This is a genomic window from Pseudoxanthobacter sp. M-2, from assembly GCF_046156265.1.
Classification (GTDB): Bacteria; Pseudomonadota; Alphaproteobacteria; order Rhizobiales; family Segnochrobactraceae; genus CAMDHY01.
This window is the reverse complement of sequence record NZ_JAWDIR010000033.1, coordinates 371266-390816: the sequence shown is the minus strand read 5'-3', so window position 1 is coordinate 390816 and position 19551 is coordinate 371266. Positions and strand designations below refer to the sequence as shown.

Annotated in this window: 15 protein-coding genes; 7 read left to right on the top strand and 8 right to left on the bottom strand. The window is 71.6% G+C overall.

Annotation, left to right across the window (positions count from 1 at the left end):
- Positions 1–283 precede the first annotated feature (283 nt).
- From RUR49_RS16895 to RUR49_RS16885, 3 genes are all read left to right on the top strand, one after another.
- Positions 284–3856 carry a helicase-related protein gene (locus tag RUR49_RS16895; protein WP_409147552.1) on the top strand — a complete coding sequence of 1191 codons (3573 nt, stop codon included), beginning with the start codon at positions 284–286 and terminating at the stop codon, positions 3854–3856.
- Between the two features lie 44 nt (positions 3857–3900).
- Positions 3901–4212, top strand: a complete 312-nt coding sequence (locus RUR49_RS16890) for an RNA-binding S4 domain-containing protein (protein WP_409147551.1) — start codon at positions 3901–3903, stop codon at positions 4210–4212.
- A 234-nt stretch (positions 4213–4446) separates the two neighbouring features.
- On the top strand, positions 4447–4962 hold the full coding sequence (locus RUR49_RS16885) for a GcrA family cell cycle regulator (protein ID WP_409147550.1): 516 nt from the start codon (positions 4447–4449) through the stop codon (positions 4960–4962).
- A 35-nt stretch (positions 4963–4997) separates the two neighbouring features.
- Here the strand turns inward: RUR49_RS16885 and RUR49_RS16880 are convergent, their stop codons facing one another.
- Both RUR49_RS16880 and RUR49_RS16875 read right to left on the bottom strand, forming a co-directional pair.
- On the bottom strand, positions 4998–5576 hold the full coding sequence (locus RUR49_RS16880) for a hypothetical protein (protein ID WP_409147549.1): 579 nt from the start codon (positions 5574–5576) through the stop codon (positions 4998–5000).
- A 239-nt stretch (positions 5577–5815) separates the two neighbouring features.
- On the bottom strand, positions 5816–5986 hold the full coding sequence (locus tag RUR49_RS16875) for a hypothetical protein (RefSeq protein ID WP_409147548.1): 171 nt from the start codon (positions 5984–5986) through the stop codon (positions 5816–5818).
- A 146-nt stretch (positions 5987–6132) separates the two neighbouring features.
- On the opposite strand from RUR49_RS16875, the gene RUR49_RS16870 reads away from it, so the two are divergent.
- Positions 6133–7083 (top strand): site-specific tyrosine recombinase XerD, encoded by a 951-nt coding sequence (locus RUR49_RS16870; RefSeq protein WP_409147547.1) that lies wholly within the window; start codon positions 6133–6135, stop codon positions 7081–7083.
- Between the two features lie 4 nt (positions 7084–7087).
- Here the strand turns inward: RUR49_RS16870 and RUR49_RS16865 are convergent, their stop codons facing one another.
- The 3 genes from RUR49_RS16865 to RUR49_RS16855 form a co-directional block, all read right to left on the bottom strand.
- Positions 7088–8227, bottom strand: a complete 1140-nt coding sequence (locus tag RUR49_RS16865; protein ID WP_409147694.1) for an alpha-D-ribose 1-methylphosphonate 5-triphosphate diphosphatase — start codon at positions 8225–8227, stop codon at positions 7088–7090.
- Positions 8224–8946 (bottom strand): DUF1045 domain-containing protein, encoded by a 723-nt coding sequence (locus RUR49_RS16860; protein WP_409147546.1) that lies wholly within the window; start codon positions 8944–8946, stop codon positions 8224–8226. The genes RUR49_RS16865 and RUR49_RS16860 overlap by 4 nt, the downstream gene beginning before the upstream one ends.
- Positions 8947–9051: 105 nt before the next feature.
- Entirely contained in the window at positions 9052–9897 is an 846-nt protein-coding gene (locus RUR49_RS16855) for an EamA family transporter (RefSeq protein WP_409147545.1), read from the bottom strand.
- Between the two features lie 217 nt (positions 9898–10114).
- On the opposite strand from RUR49_RS16855, the gene phnF reads away from it, so the two are divergent.
- Positions 10115–10879 carry a phosphonate metabolism transcriptional regulator PhnF gene (gene phnF, locus RUR49_RS16850; RefSeq protein WP_409147544.1) on the top strand — a complete coding sequence of 255 codons (765 nt, stop codon included), beginning with the start codon at positions 10115–10117 and terminating at the stop codon, positions 10877–10879.
- Between the two features lie 15 nt (positions 10880–10894).
- On the opposite strand, the gene RUR49_RS16845 is transcribed toward phnF, so the two are convergent.
- The 3 genes from RUR49_RS16845 to pcaF all read right to left on the bottom strand — a co-directional run bounded on the left by RUR49_RS16845 (position 10895) and on the right by pcaF (position 14563).
- A complete protein-coding gene (locus RUR49_RS16845) occupies positions 10895–12313 on the bottom strand; it encodes a M48 family metalloprotease (protein ID WP_409147693.1) in 1419 nt (472 codons plus the stop codon).
- 101 nt (positions 12314–12414) lie between these two features.
- A complete protein-coding gene (locus RUR49_RS16840; RefSeq protein ID WP_409147543.1) occupies positions 12415–13218 on the bottom strand; it encodes a thermonuclease family protein in 804 nt (267 codons plus the stop codon).
- 142 nt (positions 13219–13360) lie between these two features.
- A complete protein-coding gene (gene pcaF, locus RUR49_RS16835; RefSeq protein ID WP_409147542.1) occupies positions 13361–14563 on the bottom strand; it encodes a 3-oxoadipyl-CoA thiolase in 1203 nt (400 codons plus the stop codon).
- Between the two features lie 282 nt (positions 14564–14845).
- On the opposite strand from pcaF, the gene RUR49_RS16830 reads away from it, so the two are divergent.
- Complete coding sequence (locus tag RUR49_RS16830; RefSeq protein ID WP_409147541.1) at positions 14846–16237, top strand: efflux RND transporter periplasmic adaptor subunit; 1392 nt, start codon at positions 14846–14848, stop codon at positions 16235–16237.
- A gap of 3 nt (positions 16238–16240) precedes the next feature.
- Positions 16241–19432 (top strand): efflux RND transporter permease subunit, encoded by a 3192-nt coding sequence (locus tag RUR49_RS16825; RefSeq protein WP_409147540.1) that lies wholly within the window; start codon positions 16241–16243, stop codon positions 19430–19432.
- Positions 19433–19551: the final 119 nt, after the last annotated feature.

Sequence of the window (19551 nt, the reverse complement as noted above, 5' to 3'; positions counted from 1 at the left end):
CCCAGAAAACGCAAGATGTCGTAGGTCGGGACAGAGTCTTCGCCAAGTCTCGTAGGGAACAAAGCCGGACTCGGCGCGAGTCGTCGATTCGGGCCGGATTCGTTCCAGAGTCGTTCCGATTCGCTTCGACGCGCGTTGTACTGTCGGCGGCGCGACGCCACGGAGCGAACGTGGACACCCATGGAAGCCCCCGTAATTCTGGAGCGCCGCTGCCCGGCTGTGCTATGAGGCAGCCGGTAACTCCACCCGCCGCCCGGGTCCAACCGGCCGGCCTGGGAAGTCGATGAACGTCGAGTCGAGATCCGCGTCCGCCTCCGTCGTCCGTTCGCGTTCGGTCACCGCCGTCCTCGGGCCGACCAACACCGGCAAGACACACCTCGCGATCGAGCGCATGATCGCACACGGCAGCGGCCTCATCGGCCTGCCGCTGCGGCTTCTCGCGCGCGAGGTCTACAACCGCGTCGCCGCCCGCGTCGGCGCCGATGCCGTCGCCCTCGTCACCGGCGAGGAGCGCATCGTGCCGCCGGCGCCGCGCTTCACCGTCTGCACGGTGGAGGCGATGCCGCGCGACGCCGACGTGTCGTTCCTGGCGGTGGACGAGGTCCAGCTCGCCGGCGACCTCGAGCGCGGCCGGGTCTTCACCGACCGCATCCTGAATTCCCGCGGCCGCGACGAGACGCTGCTGCTCGGCGCCACCACCGTCCGGCCGATGCTGGAGAAGCTGATCCCCGGCCTCAACGTGGTGACGCGGCCACGCATGTCGGTGCTCGCCTATGCGGGCTCCAAGAAGATCACCCGGCTGCCGGCCCGCAGCGCCATCGTCGCCTTCTCGGCCGACGAGGTCTACGCCATCGCCGAACTGATCCGCCGCCAGCGCGGCGGCGCGGCGGTGGTGCTCGGCTCGCTCAGCCCACGCACCCGCAACGCCCAGGTCGAGCTGTTCCAGGCGGGCGACGTCGAGTTCCTCGTCGCCACCGACGCGATCGGCATGGGCCTCAACCTCGATGTCGACCACGTTGCCTTCGCCGGCGACCGCAAGTTCGACGGCTACCAGTACCGCGCCCTCAACGCCGCCGAGCTCGGCCAGATCGCCGGGCGCGCCGGCCGCCACATGCGCGACGGCACCTTCGGGGTCACCGGCCGCGTCGCCCCCTTCGACAACGAGATGGTCGAGGCGCTGGAGAGCCACCGCTTCCAGTCGCTCAGGGTGCTGCAGTGGCGCAATCCCGATCTCGACTTCGCCTCCCTCGACGCGCTCCGCCGCTCGCTCGACGAGCCGCCGCGCCAGGAGGGCCTGACGCGGGCCCCCCAGGCCGAGGATTCCGTCAGCCTCGACTATGCCGCCCGCGACCCGGATATCCGGGCGCTCGCCTCGACGCGGGCCCGCGTCTCGCTGCTCTGGGACGTCTGCCAGGTGCCCGACTACCGGCGCATCGCACCGGCCAACCATGCCGATCTCGTCCTCGCCCTCTACGGCTTCATCGCCCGATCGGGTAGGATACCGGACGACTGGTTCGCCCGTCAGGTCGACCAGTCCGACCGCACCGACGGCGACATCGATGCGCTTTCCAACCGGATCGCGCACGTTCGGACATGGACTTATGTCGCCAATCGTGGAGATTGGCTCGCCGATCCCGCGCACTGGCGCGGTGTCACACGAGATGTCGAGGATCGACTCTCCGACGCCCTCCACGAACGGCTGACCCGCCGCTTCGTCGACCGGCGAACGAGCGTCCTGATGAAACGCCTGAGAGAAAACGCGATGCTCGAAGCGGAGATCACGCCGGCGGGAGATGTCTCCGTCGAGGGCCAGCACGTCGGACGCCTCGCCGGCTTCCGCTTCGTCGCCGACACCGGTGGTGGCGGCGGCGATGGCCCGGAGGTCAAGGCACTGCGCAGTGCCGCCGCCAAGGCGCTCGCGGGCGAGATCGACGCGCGCGCCGACCGCCTCGGCCGTGCCGCCGACAGCGACCTGGTGCTCGCCGCCGACGGGGCGATCCGCTGGCTCGGCGAGCCGGTGGCCAAGCTCATTCCCGGCGACGACGTGCTGACGCCCGGCTTCGTCGTCCTCGCCGACGACCAGCTCACCGGCGCGTCGCGCGAGAAGGTGCAGACGCGGCTCGGCACCTGGCTGAAGACCCAGGTCGAGACGCTGCTGAAGCCGCTCATCGACCTGCGCAACGCCACCGAGCTGCCCGGCCTGCCGCGCGGCATCGCCTTCCGCATCGCCGAGGCGCTCGGCGTCGTCGAGCGTCCGGCGATCGCCGAGGACATCAAGGGCCTCGACCAGGCGGCGCGGGCGGGCCTGCGCTCGCTCGGCGTGCGCTTCGGCGCCTATCACCTGTTCGTGCCGGCGCTCCTGAAGCCGGCGCCGAGCCGGCTGCTCGCCGAGCTCTGGGCGCTGAAGCACGCGAGCCTCGACGTGCCGGGCCTGCTGGAGGTGCCGCAGCTTTCCGCATCCGGACGCACCTCTATCCCGGTCGACCCGGCGGTGCCGGTCGACCTCTACCGCGTCTGCGGCTTCAAGGCCTGCGGCGGCCGCGCGGTGCGCATCGACATCCTCGAGCGCCTCGCCGACCTCATCCGGCCGATCCTCGCCTGGCGGCCGGGTCCCGAGGCCGGGCCGATGCCCGACGGCGCCCACCCGGCCGGCGGCTTCATGGCGACCGTGCGGATGACGTCGCTGGTCGGCTGCTCGGGCGAGGACTTCGCCTCCATCCTGCGCGGCCTCGGCTACCGCATGGACCGCCGCCCGCTGCCCGTGCGCGCGCCGGAGACCCCGGCGGCGACGCCGTCGACGGCGGATGCCGCCGTCGCGCCGGAGGCCGTCGACGCGGATGCCGCGACCGCGGCGACCTTCGATACCGCCGCAACGGAGGCCGAGACCGCCACTCCGGACGACGTCGGCACCGAGGCGGCGGATGCGATCGAAGCGTCGGCCACGCCCGAGCAAGACCGCGAGCCGCCGGTGGCGACTGAGAGCGCCGAGGGCCCGGTCGCCGAGGCCGCGGAAGCCGCTGAGGGAGACGGCGACCTGTCGGAAGCCGCCCAGATGGAGGCCGCTTCGGAGGAGTTCGAGCCGAAGGTCGAGCCAGACGACGCCACGACTTCCACCGAAGCGGTCGCCGCTCCGGTCGACACTGCCGTCGAAGTACCCGCGTCCGAAGCGACATCGGCGTCCGAAGTCACTGACGCGTCTGAAGAAACCGCTGCAGCTGCGGACGTCGCAGTCTCCGAGGAAACCACTTCCGCCGAAGCCGTGGCTTCCGCCGAGGCCGCGGCTGTCTCCGAGACGTCCGACGGCGAGCCGGTCGCGGCCGACGCCGCTGCCGAGCCCGTCCTGGTCGAGGTCTGGCGCCCCGGCCGTCCCGAGCGGCGCGGCGAGCCGCGCCACCGTGGCAACCGCGACCGTCAGGCTGACCGGAGTGGCGAGCGCCGCGGCGACCGCGGCCCGCGCCGGGCCGAGAACGCCCCGGCCGCCACTGGCGCCCCCGGCGAGGCACCGGCCGCCGGCGAGGCGCGCCCGGACCGCCGTCCCGACCGTCCGCGCGGCGACGACCGCCGTGGACGCCCGCCGCAGGGCCAGGGCCGTCCGGCCGAGGGCCGCAGTGGTGGCCGTCCCGGCGGCGATCGGCCCGAGGGTCAGCGGGCGCGCGACGATCGTCCGCGCGGTGACCGCCCGCGCGACGACCGCCCCCGTGAGGACCGCCCGAGGAACGACCGGCCGCGCGAGGATCGCCCCCGCGACGACCGCCCCCGCGACACTGGCCGCGGCCGCCAGCCCGATCCGAACTCGCCCTTTGCCGCGCTCGCGGCGCTGAAGGCCGATCTCGAGCGGCGGGCGAAGGAGCGGTGACCCGCCGCCGCGCCCCGTGACCGTTGCGCCGTGATGCTCGCCTCATGACCATCGCGGCGCAGCGTCTCGACAAGTGGCTGTGGTTCGCCCGCGTGGTGAAGACACGGCCCCTGGCCAAGGCGCTCGTCGAGGCGGGCAAGGTGCGGGTCAACCGCGACCGCGTCACCAGCGCCGACCGGCTGGTGCGTCTTGGCGATGTCCTCACCGTCGTCGTCGGAAGCCGCGTGCGGGTGCTGGAGGTGATCGGCTTCGCCGAGCGCCGGGGCGACGCCAAGTCCGTTGCGGGGCTCGCCCTCGACCGCTCGCCGGCACCGCCGAGCGGGGACGACGCCGACGGCGGCGACGAAGGCGAGTGAGCCGCTCGTCAAACTGACCTTCGCTGGGGAAAACCCCCTTCACGCCGTCACAGGCGGCCGCCGACTCTTGTCAGAGAGTCACGGCATATTGTAGCGTCCGGGCGTACCGACACGACATATCGTGTCCGTCGCACTCGAAAGTTCCCGACACCACCCCTGTAGCGTCAGGCGGGCTCCCGTCGCCCGGCGCTCTCGGATTCGGAGTCCGGTTTCGATACGGAAGGATGAGGCGACATGTCCTGGACCGACGAGCGGGTCGATACGCTGAAGCGCCTGTGGACGGACGGCCTCAGCGCCAGCCAGATCGCCGCCTCCCTCGGCGAGGTGACGCGCAACGCCGTGATCGGCAAGATCCACCGGCTGGGCCTCTCCGGCCGCGCCCGCACCGGCCAGCCCTCGATGGCGCCGGCCCACAAGCCGAAGCCCGCGCCGATGGTCCGCCGCAGCACGCGCCCGACGGTCGCGGCCGTCGGCAACACGGCGCTCGCCACGGCCGAGCCCGCCTATGTGGTGGCGACGCGGCCGGAGCCCGAGCCGATGGGCGAGGTGGTCTCGATCGGCCAGCGCGTCACCATCATGATGCTGACCGAGCAGACCTGCCGCTGGCCGATCGGCGATCCCGGCAGCGAAGGCTTCACCTTCTGCGGCCGGCGCTCGGACACCGGCGTGCCCTACTGCACGACGCACGCCCGCATCGCCTACCAGCCGGCCGAGCGCCGCCGCGACCGCGGCCACAACCGCGATCACTGATCTTTGATCACACGCCCGGACGGTCCGGCCGGAAGCTACTTCGCGTCCGGCCAGATCTGTTCGCGCAGGCACTCCACGTCCGGCGCGCGCTGGGTGAGAGCGGGCTTCCTCGGGTCCTTGATCGCCATCTTGGCGACGCAGGTGGTGACGTAGCTCGCCACCACCTCCTCGCCGTCATAGGCGAGCGAGGAATAGGACAGTGAGGAGTAGGCGAACGGCCGCTCGCCCGCCGCCGTCGCCGCCGTGACGTCGCCGATGCAGGAATGCTCGAGGTTCTCCGGCGGGATCGGCGTCTCCGTGCAGCGCTCGCCGAGGACGATGGTGTTCGAGGTGCCGTCCGTCAGCGTCGCCGGCGACAGGTTGGTGCAGGTGCGCAGTCCGTCGTCGCGCCACGACCAGGTGAAGACGGTAAGATCGTTGGAGACCTGGCGCACCGAGCCGTTGCCGAGCTCGAAGCGGGCATTGCGCTCGAACGACGTCGCCGCCGACCCGACATATTGCCAGTAGGGCTGCGGGGCGCAGTGGCCGTCTGCCAGTGCTGTCCCGGTGACGCTGCACAGGCCGGTGGCGGCCAGCAGCCCCACCGCCATTCTCGTCCGCACGATCGCGATCATTGTCGGCCTCCCCTCGACGCCTCCCTCGATCCGGCGACGGCTTCGCCGTTCGTTGCCGTCACTCTCCGCTTCGCCTGCCGCTCACGGCAAGTCACGTCGCGGTCATCGGCGGAGGGCGCCGGGAGGGTCCGCGGGTCACGCAGGCGTCGCGCGTCGCTGCAGAGAAAGCAAAACGCCCGCCCGGTGAGGACCGGGCGGGCGCTCTCGTCTCACGCCGCCGCAGAGCGGCGGCGAAGAGATTACTGCGCAGTGGTGGTCGGCACCGGCGTCATCGGGCCCTGCGCCGTGGTGATCGGCATCGTGGGGCCGGACGCGGTGGTCTCGGCCTTGCCGTAGGGGCAGGCGACGGCCGGCACGGACGCCGCGGCGAGCAATGCGAGGGCGGCGAGAGGGGCGGTCAGTCGGGTCATGTCGATCCTCCTCCAGAAGCGGGCGCCGGCGATTTGGCGGCGCCGTCAGCCCAGCCTGTCAAAAAGGTAGCACGACATCGCGTTTCGGCAACGCCTCGTTGACCGGAAAGCAGCCATGCTCTGTGAAGGCGAGAGGAACCACCCGCGTGCGCGACGGCCATCTGATCGAGAGCTTCCTGGAGATGATGTCGGCCGAGCGCGGCGCGGCGAAGAACACGCTCGACGCCTATCGCCGCGACCTCGAGGACTTCGCCCGCTTCCTTGCCGACGCTTCGGTTTCGGGCGCGAGCGCCGACGACGTGCGCGCCTACCTCGCCGACCTCAACGACCGTGGCTTCGCCGCCACCTCGCAGGCCCGGCGGCTGTCGGCGCTGCGCCGCTTCCACCGCTTCCTGTTCGCCGAGGGTGTGCGCACAGACGACCCGACCGGACCGATCGACAGCCCGAAGCGCCGTCGCCCCCTGCCGAAGCTGCTGTCGGAGAGCGAGATGCGCGCCATCCTCGCCGCTGCCGGCGAACAGGCGGTGGCCGAGGACACCACGCCGGTGGCGCGGCTCAGGGCAGCGCGGCTGGTCGCCCTCGTCGAGACGGCCTACGCCACGGGCCTGCGCGTGTCGGAGCTCGTGGCACTGCCGGCGGCGGCGGCGCGGCCGGGGCTCGAGGCGCTGGTGGTGCGCGGCAAGGGCGGCCGCGAACGCATGGTGCCGCTCAGCCCGCGCTCGAAGGCGGCGATCATGGCATTCCGCGTTCTCGCCGGCGGCAAGGCGGGGCGGTGGCTGTTTCCCTCGCACGGCGAGAGCGGCCACCTCACCCGCCAGGCCTTCGCCCGCGACCTGAAGCGCATCGCGGCGCTCGCCGGCATCCCGGCGGCGCGGGTGTCGCCGCACGTGCTGCGCCACGCTTTTGCGAGCCACCTGCTCGCCGGCGGCGCCGATCTCCGCTCGCTGCAGGCGCTGCTCGGCCACGCCGACATCGCCACGACGGAGATCTACACCCACGTACTCGACGAGCGACTGACCGCCCTCGTCGGCGAGCACCACCCACTCGCGGACCTCGCGGCGGCACCGAAATCGGCACGATCGCGACGGGCCGGCTAGTCAATCAGGCGACGCGCACGCCCTCGCGCCACACAGCCCGCACCACCGGCACCGTTCCAGGCTGGTGGCGGACGCGCACGAGATCCGCGCGCCGGCCGGGCGCGATCGAGCCGCGGTCGTTCAATCCAACCGTCTCCGCCGGCACGCGCGTGACGAGGCGGACGGCGCCCGCGAGGTCCATCCCCGGCACCGTCTCCGGCAGCAGGAATACCGCCTGCATCAGCGAGAACGGCACGTAGTCCGAGGACAGGATGTCGAGCAGCCCCGCACGGGCGAGATCGCCAGCGGCGGCGTTGCCGGAGTGCGAGCCGCCGCGCACGACGTTCGGCGCACCCATCAGCACCTTCATGCCGGCCGCGCGGGAGGCGGCCGCCGCCTCCACCGTCGTCGGGAACTCGGCGATGGCGATGCCGTCGGCCGCCGCCTCCTCGACGTGGACAAGCGTCGCGTCGTCGTGGCTGGCGAGGATCGCGCCCCCGGCGTGCGCCATCGCCACGATCGCCGGCCGGTTCGCCGCGACGATGCGGGCGGCAGCCGCGAGACGCTCGGCGACGAAGGCGTCCTGCTCGGCCGGCGAGAGGCGGGCATTCTCCGGGTAGAAGCGGTGGTAGGCGTCGAGCCGGGCGAACTGGCGCTGGCCAGGGGTGTGGTCCATCAGCGAGGCGAGGCGGACGGCGCCGGTCGAGAACAGCGGCTCGGCGTCGGCGAGGAGCTGCTGCGAGGAGATCTCGCAGCGCACGTGGATGAAGTGGTCGGCCTTCAGCCGGTCGTCGGCGCGGGCGGACGCGATGGCGTCGGCGAGCAGCAGCGAGTCGCGCCCGAGCGGACGCTCGTCGGCGTCGCCGGCGCGCAGTGCGTCGAAGACCGTGACGATGCCGGCGCCGATCACCTGGGCGTCGTGCGACTGCAGCGCCGCGATCGGGTTCCAGTGCACCCCCGGCCGCGGGCGGAAATGGCTCTCGAGATGGTCGGTGTGGAGCTCGACCAGGCCCGGCAACAGATAGTCGCCGCCGAGGTCCTCGCCGACAGCCGTGCGGCCCTCGTCGATCGCCACGATGACGCCGTCGCGCACGACCACGGCTCCCTCGACAACACGGTCGTCGAGGACGATGCGAGCGCCGGTGAGAACCTGCTCGTCCATCAGGCGCCGCCTCCGATGCTGGCGAAGCGGCGACCGGCGCCGGCGAGCGGCAGCGCCTTGGTGATCAGGAACGGGGAGGCCGGGCGCGGCTCGACGAACACGGTGAGCGCATCGACCAGCACCGGCCGGCCGAGCACGGGCGCGAAATGGCGTGCCGCCGCGGCGGCGAGCCGGTCGCCGAGGGCCGGCGGCAGCGCGTCGGTCAGCGTCATGTGGAAGTGGAACTCCTCGAAGACGTGGGGGTAGCCCCACTTTTCCAGCATCTCGCGCTCGCGCGGCGAAAGGGTGGCGGGGCGGCGCCGGGCGATCTCGTCGGCGGTGGGTGGCGCCCGGAAGCCGTCGAGATCGGCGACGACGCGGCCTGCGAGGGCGTCCAAGGCCGGCACGGGCGCGGACGGCACCAGCGCGATGAAGCCGCCGAGGCGGGCGAGTTCGAGGCTCGGGATGGTCACGGCCGGCAGCGTCGCGGCGAGACGTTCCACGGCCGCCTCGAACGCGGCGGCAGTGTGCCCGTCGGCGAGGCGGAAGGGTGGCTTCAGGGTGGCGTGAAAGCCGTAGCGGCGGGCCGAGGCGGTGGCCGCCTCGAACTCCGGGCCACTGAGGCCGTCGATCTCCGGCTGCTTCAGGGCGCGACCGTCGGCAGCGTCGCGGCCGAGCCAGCGGGCGCCGAGGCGGGCGAGCAGCGCGGTATCGCGTGGCGCGTAGTAGACGGCGTGACGCATCTCGGGTCGCGGGCCTCCTCGCCGACGATCGCCGGCGCGCCCTTCTATCAGGGCAACCGTGACGATGCGACCGGCGGAGATTGCGGAGGCGCGGGTCCCCCGCCTTCAGCCGCCGGCCTTGACCGCGACGAGGCCGGCGACGACGAAGGCCGCCGCCGCCCAGCGCAAGGCCCCGAAGCGCTCGTGCAGCACGGTGGCGCCGAGCGCCGCCGCGAACAGCACCGAGGTCTCGCGCACGGCGGAGACGAAGCCGATCGGCGCCACCGTCATCGCCCACAGGGCGAGGCCGTAGGAGACCCCCGACATCGTGCCGCCGACGACGCCGACCGCGGCATGGCGGACGAGCCGCCGCGCGAACGGCGCGCCCTGGCGCAAGAGCGACCAGACGGTGTTGGTGACGCCGGAGGCGACCATCACCCACGCGGCATAGGTGGCGGCCTCGCCGGAGAGCCGCACGCCGACGCCGTCGACCAGCGTGTAGCTCGCGATGATCGCGGCATTGAGGAGCGCCGCGCCGAGCGCCGGCCGGCCCGAGCGGCCGGCGCGCAGTCCCTCGAGACCGAGAGCGATGACGCCGAGCGAGACGAGCACGACGCCGAGGAAGCCGACGACGCCCGTGTATTCCGACAGCACGACGGCGCCGAAGGCGGTGACGAGGATCGGCGCGAGGCCGCGCATCAGCGGGTAGGCGACCGACAAATCGGCGCCGCGATAGGCGCGCGACAGCAGCGCGAAATAGAGGATGTGCACGAGGCTGGTGATCACGACATAGACGAAGGCTTCCGGCGCCATCGGCGGCAGGAAGGGCAGCGCCGCGATGGCGACGATGCCGCCGCCGCCGGCGACCGCGATCGCCGCCGCCTCGCGGTCGTCGACCTTCTTCACCGCGGCGTTCCAGCCGGCGTGCAGCGCCGCCGCGAAGATCAGCACGAGGAGGACGCCGAACGACATCGAGGATACTCCATCCGGCGCCGGCGGCGGTCGCCGCCACGGGCCTCCCGCGCCGGGTTTCGCCCTTTGTTGGGGCACCCTTGGGGAGCCTCGCCCTGCTCGGGCGGCGCTCCGCGGCGCGCAGGCGGGCCGGATGACCGGAACCATGGACGCGCGGCGCGAATTTGTCTATAAGACTAGATGAATATTTTTCGCCGGCGAACGAACGGAGACGCGCTTGGGGAAGGATGAGCCGGCCGCTCGGGGACTGACGGAGGCACCGTCCGTGGTGCGCGGCAGCGGCGTCTCCGCCTGGCGGCAGATCGCCGACGCGCTCCGCGACGAGATCGCCTCCGGCGTGCTCGCGAGCGGCGAGCGGATGCCGACGGAGGCCGAACTCGCGCTGCGTTTCGGTGTCAACCGCCACACGCTCCGCCGCGCCATTGCCGCTCTCGCCGCCGATGGGCTGGTGCGGGCGGATCAGGGCCGCGGCACCTTCGTGGCGGACCGACCCCTGCCCTATCCGATCGGCCGCCGCACGCGGTTCTCCGCCGCCGTCGAGGCGGCGTCGCGCACGCCCGGCCGCATCCTCCTCGGGGCGGTGATCGAGCCCGCGACACCGGCGCTCTCGCAGCGTCTGCGGCTTTCGCCGGGCGCGCGGCTGCACCGCATCGAGACGATGAGCGTCGTCGACGGTGAGCCGATCTCGGTCGCCACCGGCTGGCTGTCGGCGGATCGCTTCCCGGATTTCCCAGCGCTGATCGCCGAGACCGGCTCCTACACGGCGGCATTCGCGCGTTGCGGCATCGCCGACTATGTCCGGCTGGAGACCCGCATCCGCGCCGCCCTCGCCGACGCCGAGGATGCCCTGCGGCTCGGCCTGCCCGCCGGCGCGCCGGTGCTGGTGACGGAGAGCGTCGACGGGGACCCGGCGGGCGAGCCGCTCGAGTGCGGCCACACGCGCTTTGCGGCGGACCGGATCGAACTGACCGTCTCCGCCTGACCTGGCCTGGAACGGCTATTCGGCGACGATCTTCACGGCCATGCCGGGCTTGAGGTCGTCGTTCGTCTTCACCGCGTTCATCACCATGAAGAGCGGACGGCGAAGCGGCGCGTCGATGCCGCCCATGCGGCCGGCCAGCGACTCGATGGTGTCGCCGGCGCCGACGCGGACGATGCGCACCCTGAGCGGCTTCAGATCGGCGATCTGAGCCGGCGTCAGCCGCCGGAAGCTCTTCACCGTCTCCATGAAGCCGGTCTCGAAGCCGCCTGTCGGCGAGGCGGTGGCGAAGATGAAGCGGTAGACGCGCGAACCCGCCCGGACGACGGCGATGCGGAACGACCAGCCCTCGGAGATCGCCGAGGCGGTGGCCGCCGGCGCGCCGTTGACCTCCAGCGAGCGGACGCTGTCGGGGATCAGCCCCTTCACCCAGCCAGACGCGAGGTAGTCCGGCAGCGACATCGCCTCCGGCACCTCGACGCCGTCGAAGCGCATGGCGATCTTGCCGCCGTCGCTGGCGAGCACCGCCTTCGAGGTGTTCTCGAGGAAGAAGCCGTTCGGCACCGTGAAGGCGATGCCGAGTTCGCGGTGCAGGAAGGCGCGGCCGCGGGCGAAGCCCTCGCGGGGATCGTCGCCATAGAGCATGCCGTCGAGGCTGGCGAGATAGGCGTCACGGTCGCGCTCGCCGATGTCGGTGCCGCCGACCTGGCGCGCCGCCCGCACGGCGAGCGCGACGCGCTCGGGTGTGGCCGGGTGCGAGGACAGGAAATCGGGCTTGTCGCCGGCGGTGGCGTCCTTCAGCGAGGCGAAGCGCGACATCGCCTCGAGGAAGCGCGCCGCGGCGAAGGGATCGAAGCCGGCGCGGGCGAGCGTGCGCACGCCGATCTGGTCCGCCTCGAGCTCCTGCGTCTGGCTGAAGCGGGCGAGCGACATCTGCGTGGTCGCCATCGTCTCGCGGGCCACCGTCGGGTCGCCGACGACGGTGGCGGCGACGCGGTTGACCACGGCGGCCGCCTCGGCGCGGCGCTGGCGGGCGATGGCGTGGTTCGCCGTGACGTGTGCCATCTCGTGGGCGAGAACGGCGGCGAGCTCGGAGGCGTCGTCGGCGAGCGCCAGCAGGCCGCGGGTCACGTAGAGATAGCCGCCGGGCAGGGCGAAGGCGTTGATCGCCGGGGAATTCAGGATGGTGATGCGGTAGGTGCGCGACGGGTCGTCGGAGGCGGCGACCAGCCGGCCGACGACGCGCGCCACGGCGCGCTCCGCCTTCGGGTCTGAATAGACGCCGCCATAGGCCATCACCAGCCGCGGGTGCTCGCGGGCGCCGAGCGTCACGTCGGCGGGGGGGGCGGCGGTGGGATCGGCGGTGACGGGGGTCGAGATCGTCGGCTGGGCCAGATCCTGGCTGCCGGCGCAGCCGGCCAGCGCGAGCGCCGTCATCAAGGCGAGCCGACGCGCCGCCGCCGTCAGCCAGCCGGCTGGACGGCACGCCTCTCCGGCGACCCAAGAGACGACGTCCCTCACTCGACGCTCACTCGTCCTCATCGCGGCGCCGGCCCGTCCGGACGCTCGAGATCTTCCGGGCGGCCGAGCCGCACGAGACCGCCATCGTCCGCTTCGAGCCAGCCGCGCACGCGTACGCGGGATCCTTCCAGCGCGACCGGGCCGATTCCCCAGCCGCGCGGCCAAGCCCCTTCGCTTTCGGCGATCGTCGCGGTGAAATCAAGGCTCCACCGCCTCCCGAAGTTGAGATAGCGCGTCCGTCCGGCTTTCCCGAGGCTGACGACCCGGCCCTCGACGATCGCGTAGCGACCCGCGCGGGTGATGATGAGGGGGTCGGCGGCGGCCTCGAGGGCGAGCGTCCCGTCTGCCCACAGGCCGCGCCGGGCGACACGGGCCGCCGCCTCTGCGGCGAGCAGGCGGGCCCGGCAGGGGCCGTCGGCAGCGTCGCGCGGGGCGGGTCCGACGAGCGCCACGCCCGCCGCAAGCAGGCGCTCGGCGAGGTCCGTGCCGTCGGCCAAGGCGACGCGGGTGACCCGGCGGCCGTAGCGATCGAACTGCGGGGGAGCGGCGTCGAGACGCACCGGGCCGTGCGAGACGAGGTCGCGCAGGGCCGCGGCGGAGGCCGCCTCGCCTTCACCCGGGGCGGCGAGGCCGACGGCGGCGACACGGACAAGGGTGCCGTCGGCGAGCCGCAACTCGAACGGCGCGGCAACGTCCGAGACGGCGGCGATCGGTCCTGCCGGCGGCACGCAGATCGAAACGGGAGCGGCAGCGGCGGGCGCGAGGCCGAGCCCGGCCACAAAGGCAGACATCGCCCCGACGACGCCCCACAAGCGCGGCACCGGCGCTCCTCCGATCGGACGCTCGGCGGCCATGTTACAGCCGCGGGGGCTGGCCCGAAAGCGGCCGCTTGGCGGGGCGACGAGCGACGACGTTCGGCGTGCCGCGGTCTCAGGCGCGCTCGATCGCCAGCGCGACCGCGTCTCAGGCGCGCTCGATGGCGAGCGCGATGCCCTGGCCGACGCCGATGCACATGGTCGCGAGCGCCCGCTTGCCGTTGCGGGCGCGCATTTCCAGCGCCGCCGTGCCGACGATGCGGGCGCCGGAAGCGCCGAGCGGGTGGCCGAGGGCGATGGCACCGCCGTTCGGGTTGACGTGCTCGCCGTCGTCGGGGAGGCCGAGCTGACGCAGCACCGCGAGGCCCTGGCTGGCGAAGGCCTCGTTGAGCTCGACGACGTCGAAGTCGGACACCTTGATGCCGAGCCGCTCGACGAGCTTCAGCGTCGCCGGCGCCGGACCGATGCCCATAATGCGCGGTGCGACACCGGCGGTGGCGGCGCCGGAGACCCTGGCGATCGGCGTCAGGCCGTAGCGCGCCACCGCCTCCGGCGAGGCGATCAGCAGCGCCGCGGCACCGTCGTTGACGCCGGAGGCGTTGCCGGCCGTCACCGTGCCGCCGGCGCGGAACGGCGTCGGCAGCTTGGCGAGTTGCTCCAGCGTCGTGGATGCCCGCGGGTGCTCGTCCACCGCGACGACGGTGTCGCCCTTGCGGCCCGAGATGGTGACCGGGACGATCTCCTCGGCGAGGCGGCCGGAGGCCTGTGCGGCGCCGGCGCGCTGCTGCGAGCGCAGCGCGAAGGCGTCCTGGTCGGCCCGCGACACCTGGAAGTCCTCGGCGACGTTTTCGCCGGTCTCGGGCATCGAATCGACGCCGTAGAGCTTCTTCATCAACGGGTTGACGAAGCGCCAGCCGATCGTCGTGTCGTGGATCTCGGCGTGGCGCGAGAAGGCGGTGTCGGCCTTCGGCATCACGAACGGCGCCCGCGACATCGACTCGACGCCGCCGGCGATGATGAGCTCGGCCTCGCCGCACTTGATCTGGCGGGCGGCGATGGCGACCGCGTCCATCCCCGAGCCGCAGAGGCGGTTGACCGTCGTGCCGGGCACCTCGACCGGGAGCCCGGCGAGCAGGGCCGCCATGCGGGCGACGTTGCGGTTGTCCTCGCCGGCCTGGTTGGCGCAGCCGTAGATCACCTCGTCGACACCCGCCCAGTCGATACCGGGATGGCGCTCGCGCAGGGCGCGGATCGGCACGGCGGCGAGATCGTCGGTGCGTACGCCGGAGAGCGCGCCGCCGAACCGGCCGATCGGCGTGCGGACGAAGTCGACGATGTATGCCTCGCGCATGAACTGTCCTCCGGATGCGCCCCGTCGCCCGTCGGCGCGGAAGCTGTGTCGCACCATTCATTGACCGAACGGTCGTTCGACGTTGAAAGTCTCATAGCGCACGGGCGCCCACGGCTCAATCGCTCCCCGCCAGCGGCCGCGGCGTTGCTTCAGCACCACCGTGACCGCGCGAACACAAGGCGGTGTCATCCGGAGCGGCGGCGGGCTTCGCGCGATCAGGCAATTCCCTTTCGCTTCGCGCTTGGCTATCACGGAGGCGATGACCGCGGGGAGGGTTCGCCGGTGTTTCATAGTGTCCGTGGACGGCGCCAGCGGCGGCCATTCGAATTCGGTATGGTCTGCTTCGGGCTCCTGACGGCGGGCCTCGCCCTGTCGACTGGTCCCGCCCTCGCCCAGACGGCCGCGACCCCGCCACCGCCGGCAGTGATCGTCGCCCCCGTGACGCGGCAGGACGTCACCCAGAGCTTCCAGTATGTCGGCCGCATCCAGGCGATCCAGACGCTGAACCTGGTGGCGCGCGTCGAGGGGTTCCTCACCGGCGTGCTCTTCCAGGAAGGCTCGCACGTCAAGGCGAACGAGGCGCTCTACACGATCGAGAAGGCGCCCTTCCAGGCGCAGCTCGACCAGGCGAACGGCCAGCTCGCCGCCGCCAACGCCCAGCTCGCCGGGGCCAACGCCTCGCTCGCGGAGGCACAGCTCACCCTCGACCGGCAGATCGCGCTGGTGAAGTCCGGCGCCGTCAGCCAGGCGGTGCAGGACACCGCGCAGGCGCAGCGCGACAAGGCCGCCGCCGACGTCGAATCCGCCAAGGCCTCGATCGCCCAGGCGAACGCCCAGATCGAGACGGCGAAGCTGAACCTCTCCTACACCGACATCGCCTCCACTATCGACGGGCGCATCGGCGACACCAACGTCACCCAGGGCAACCTCGTCAACACCGCCACAGGCACGCTCGCCACCGTCGTCCAGATGGACCCGATGCGGGTGGTCTTCTCGATCTCCGAGGCGCAGTACACCGAGGTCGCCGAGCAGATCCAGGCCGCCCGCCTGCAGCCGGGCCAGGCGCACCAGACGTTCACGCCGACGCTGCTGCTCTCCAACGGCAAGTCCTACGATCACCCCGGCAAGATCGCCTTCATCGGCAACCAGATCTCGCAGACGACCGGCACCCTGCCGATCTATGCCGACTTCCCCAATCCGAACGAGCTGCTGCTGCCCGGCGGCTTCGTCACCGTCTCGGTGCAGCAGGACACCAAGCAGGAATCGCTGGTGGTGCCGATCGCCGCCGTGCTCGAGGACAAGGACGGCCAGTACGTCCTGACCGTCGACGCGCAGAACCGCGCGCAGCAGACGCGTCTCACCACCGGCGCCCAGACCGGCACCAACTACGTCGTCACCGGCGGCCTCACCGAGGGCCAGGTGATCATCGTCGAGGGCGTCCAGAAGGTGCGCCCCGGCATGGTCGTCGACCCCCGCCAGATGCCGGCGAACCAGACCGCCGGTAGCGTGCCGACGCTCACGCCGGCGGCGGCTGCCCCCGCCGCTGCGGCGCCCGCCTCCTCCGGGACGACGGCACCGGCTGCCCCGGCATCCACCACGCCCGCGCCGGCGGCCGCGCCGCCCGCAACACCCGCGACCGGGACCGCTCAGCCCGCCACCCAGCCGGGGAACTGAGCCATGCTCTCCGCGACCTTCATCGCACGGCCGCGGCTCTCCGCGGTCATCTCGATCGTCATCACCATCGCCGGGGCGCTTGCGCTCTATTCGATGCCGGTGGCGCAGTATCCGAACATCGCCCCGCCGGTGGTGCAGGTGTCGGCCACCTATCCGGGCGCCGACGCCGAGACGATCTTCGAGACGGTCGCGAGCCCGATCGAGCAGCAGGTCAACGGCGTCGAGAACATGCTCTACATGTCCTCGACCTCGACCTCCTCGGGCACCTACACCCTGCAGGTCTCGTTCGCCATCGGCACCGACCCGGACATCAACCAGGTCAACGTGCAGAACCGCGTTTCGCAGGCGGAATCGCAGCTGCCGAGCGAGGTGATCACGCAGGGCCTGACGACGCAGCAGCAGTCGACGAACCTCTTGCTCGCCGTCGCCATCTCCTCGCCGGACAGCACCTACGACCCGGTCTTCCTGTCGAACTTCACGACGGTCAATATCCAGAACCCGATCGCCCGCCTCGAGGGTGTCGGCTCGACGACGATCTTCGGCCAGCTGAACTACGCGATGCGCATCTGGCTGGTGCCGGACCGGCTGACGGCGCTCGGCATCACCATCGACGAGATCACCAACGCCATCCAGAGCCAGAACATCCAGGCCGCCGTCGGCCAGATCGGTGGCCCGCCGATCGGCGACGACCAGGTGTTCCAGTACACGATCGAGACGCTCGGCCGCCTCAAGACCACCGAGGAGTTCGGCAACATCATCGTGCGCACTGGCGACGACGGGGCCGTCGTGCGGGTGAAGGATCTCGGCCGGGTCGAACTCGGGGCGCAGGTCTACACACAGACCTCGACCCTCAACAACAAGCCCTCCGTCACCCTCGGCATCTACCAGTCGACGGACGCCAACGCGCTCTCCGTCGCCGCCGAGGTCCGCAGGACGCTGGAGGAGCTGAAGTCGCGCTTCCCGGCCGACGTCGAGGCTGAGGTGATCTACGACTCGACCCTGTTCGTGTCGGCCTCGATCGAGGAGATCATCCACACCCTGGTCGAAGCGGCGATCATCGTGATGATCGTCGTGTTCATCTTCCTGCAGGACTGGCGGGCGACGATCGTGCCGGCGGTCACCATCCCGGTGTCGCTGATCGGCGTGTTCGTCGTGCTCTCGGCCGCCGGGTTCTCGCTCAACACGATCGACCTCTTCGCCATCGTGCTCGCCATCGGCCTCGTCGTCGACGACGCCATCGTCGTCGTCGAGAACGTCCAGCGCGTCATGGAGGAAGAGGGGCTCGGTCCCCGCGAGGCCTCGCTGAAGGCGATGGAGCAGGTCACCGGCCCGATCATCTCGACGACGCTCGTGCTGTTCGCCGTGTTCGGCCCGGTCGCCTTCCTGCCCGGCATCACCGGCGAGCTCTACAGGCAGTTCGCCGTGACGATCACCGCCGCGGTGGCGATCTCGGCGATCAACGCGCTGTCTCTGTCGCCGACGCTCTGCTCGCTCATCCTGCGCAAGCCGAAGGAGCACACGCGCGGACCGTTCGCCTGGTTCAATACCGGGCTGAACAAGACGCGCAACGGCTATGTCGGCCTCGTCGGGCTGATCGCCCGGCGGTCGCTGGTGGCGCTGATCATCATCATCGCGGTCGGTGGCGCCACCGGCGTGCTGTTCGACCGCCTGCAGACCGGCTTCCTGCCGGACGAGGACCAGGGCGTGCTGTTCGTCGACGCCTCGCTGTCGCCCGGCGCGGCGCTGCCGCGCACCCAGAAGGTGATCACCGACGTCACCGACATCGCCCTGAAGACCGACGGCATCGACAACGTCATCGGCATCTCCGGCTACTCGATGCTGACCAGCGCCCCGGCGGCGAGTTCGGGCTTCGGCATTCTCGTGCTGAAGCCGTGGGACGAGCGGCCGACGCGGAACCTGTGGGCGAACGGCATCGCCCGCACGCTCTATGGCGGCTTCCAGACGATCCCGGAGGCGAACCTGCTGCCGTTCGGGCCGCCGCCGATCCCCGGCGTCGGCCAGGCCAACGGCTTCGACTATCGCCTCGAGGCGATCGGCGGCCAGTCGGGCCAGGAGCTCGCGGCGGTCCTCGGCGGCCTCGTCGTCGCCGCCAATCAGGACCCGCGCATCTCGCGTGCCTTCTCGACCTTCTCCGCCTCGGTGCCGCGCCTCTATTTCGACCTCGACCGCACCAAGGCCCAGAGCCTCGGCGTGCCGGTGAGCAACGTCTTCCAGATCATGCAGGCCATGCTGGGGTCGCTGTTCATCAACAACTTCAACCTGAACAACCAGACCTATCAGGTCTACATCGAGGCCGACCAGCAGTACCGCAACGCCATCGACGACATCGGGCGTCTCTACGTCGCCAACAGCAACAACGAAATGGTGCCGCTGTCGACGTTGGCCACCGTCACCACCACCGTCGGCTCCGACGTCGTCTACAGCTACAACCTGTTCCCGGCGGCGCAGATCACCGGCAGCCCGGCTCCCGGCTACTCCTCGGGCGACACCATCGCGGCGATGAAGGAGCTCTCGGCGAAGGTGCTGCCGGCCGGCTACACCTACGAATGGTCGTCGATGACCTACCAGGAGGTGGCGGCGGCCGGGAACATCGGCATGATCTTCGCCCTCGCGGTGCTGTTCGGCTACCTGTTCCTGGTCGCCCAGTACGAGAGCTGGATGATCCCGTTCGCGGTGATGCTGTCGGTGCTGGTGGCGATCCTCGGTGCCGTCATCACGCTGACGGTGACGGGCCTGCCGAGCGACCTCTACGCGCAGATCGGACTGGTGCTCCTGATCGGCCTCGCCGCGAAGAACGCCATCCTGATCGTCGAGTTCGCCAAGGAACAGCGCGAGGCGGGACGAACGCGCTACGACGCGGCGATCGCGGGCGCGCACATGCGCTTCCGCGCCGTGCTGATGACGGCGCTCGCCTTCATCATCGGCCTGTTGCCGCTCGCTTTGGCGACCGGCGCCGGCGCCAACTCGCGCATCCATCTCGGCATGACGGTGATCGGTGGCATGACGTTCGCCACCATCTTCGGGATCATCGTCATCCCCGGGCTCTACGTGCTGTTCCAGTGGATGGGCGACAAGACCTTCGGCATCCCCGACGAGGGCATGCGCCACGGCAAGAACGAGGACGAGCCGCCGGCCGCAGGGCACGGCGGGGCGGCTCCGGTGCCGGCGCACTGACTGTGACGGGTCCCTCCCCTGACAGGGGGGAGGCTCCTTCCCCTCCCCCCTTGTGGGGGAGGTGGCCGGCGCAGCCGGCCGGAGGGGGCGCCGCGCTGGAAGCGCGGCGTGCGGCGCTT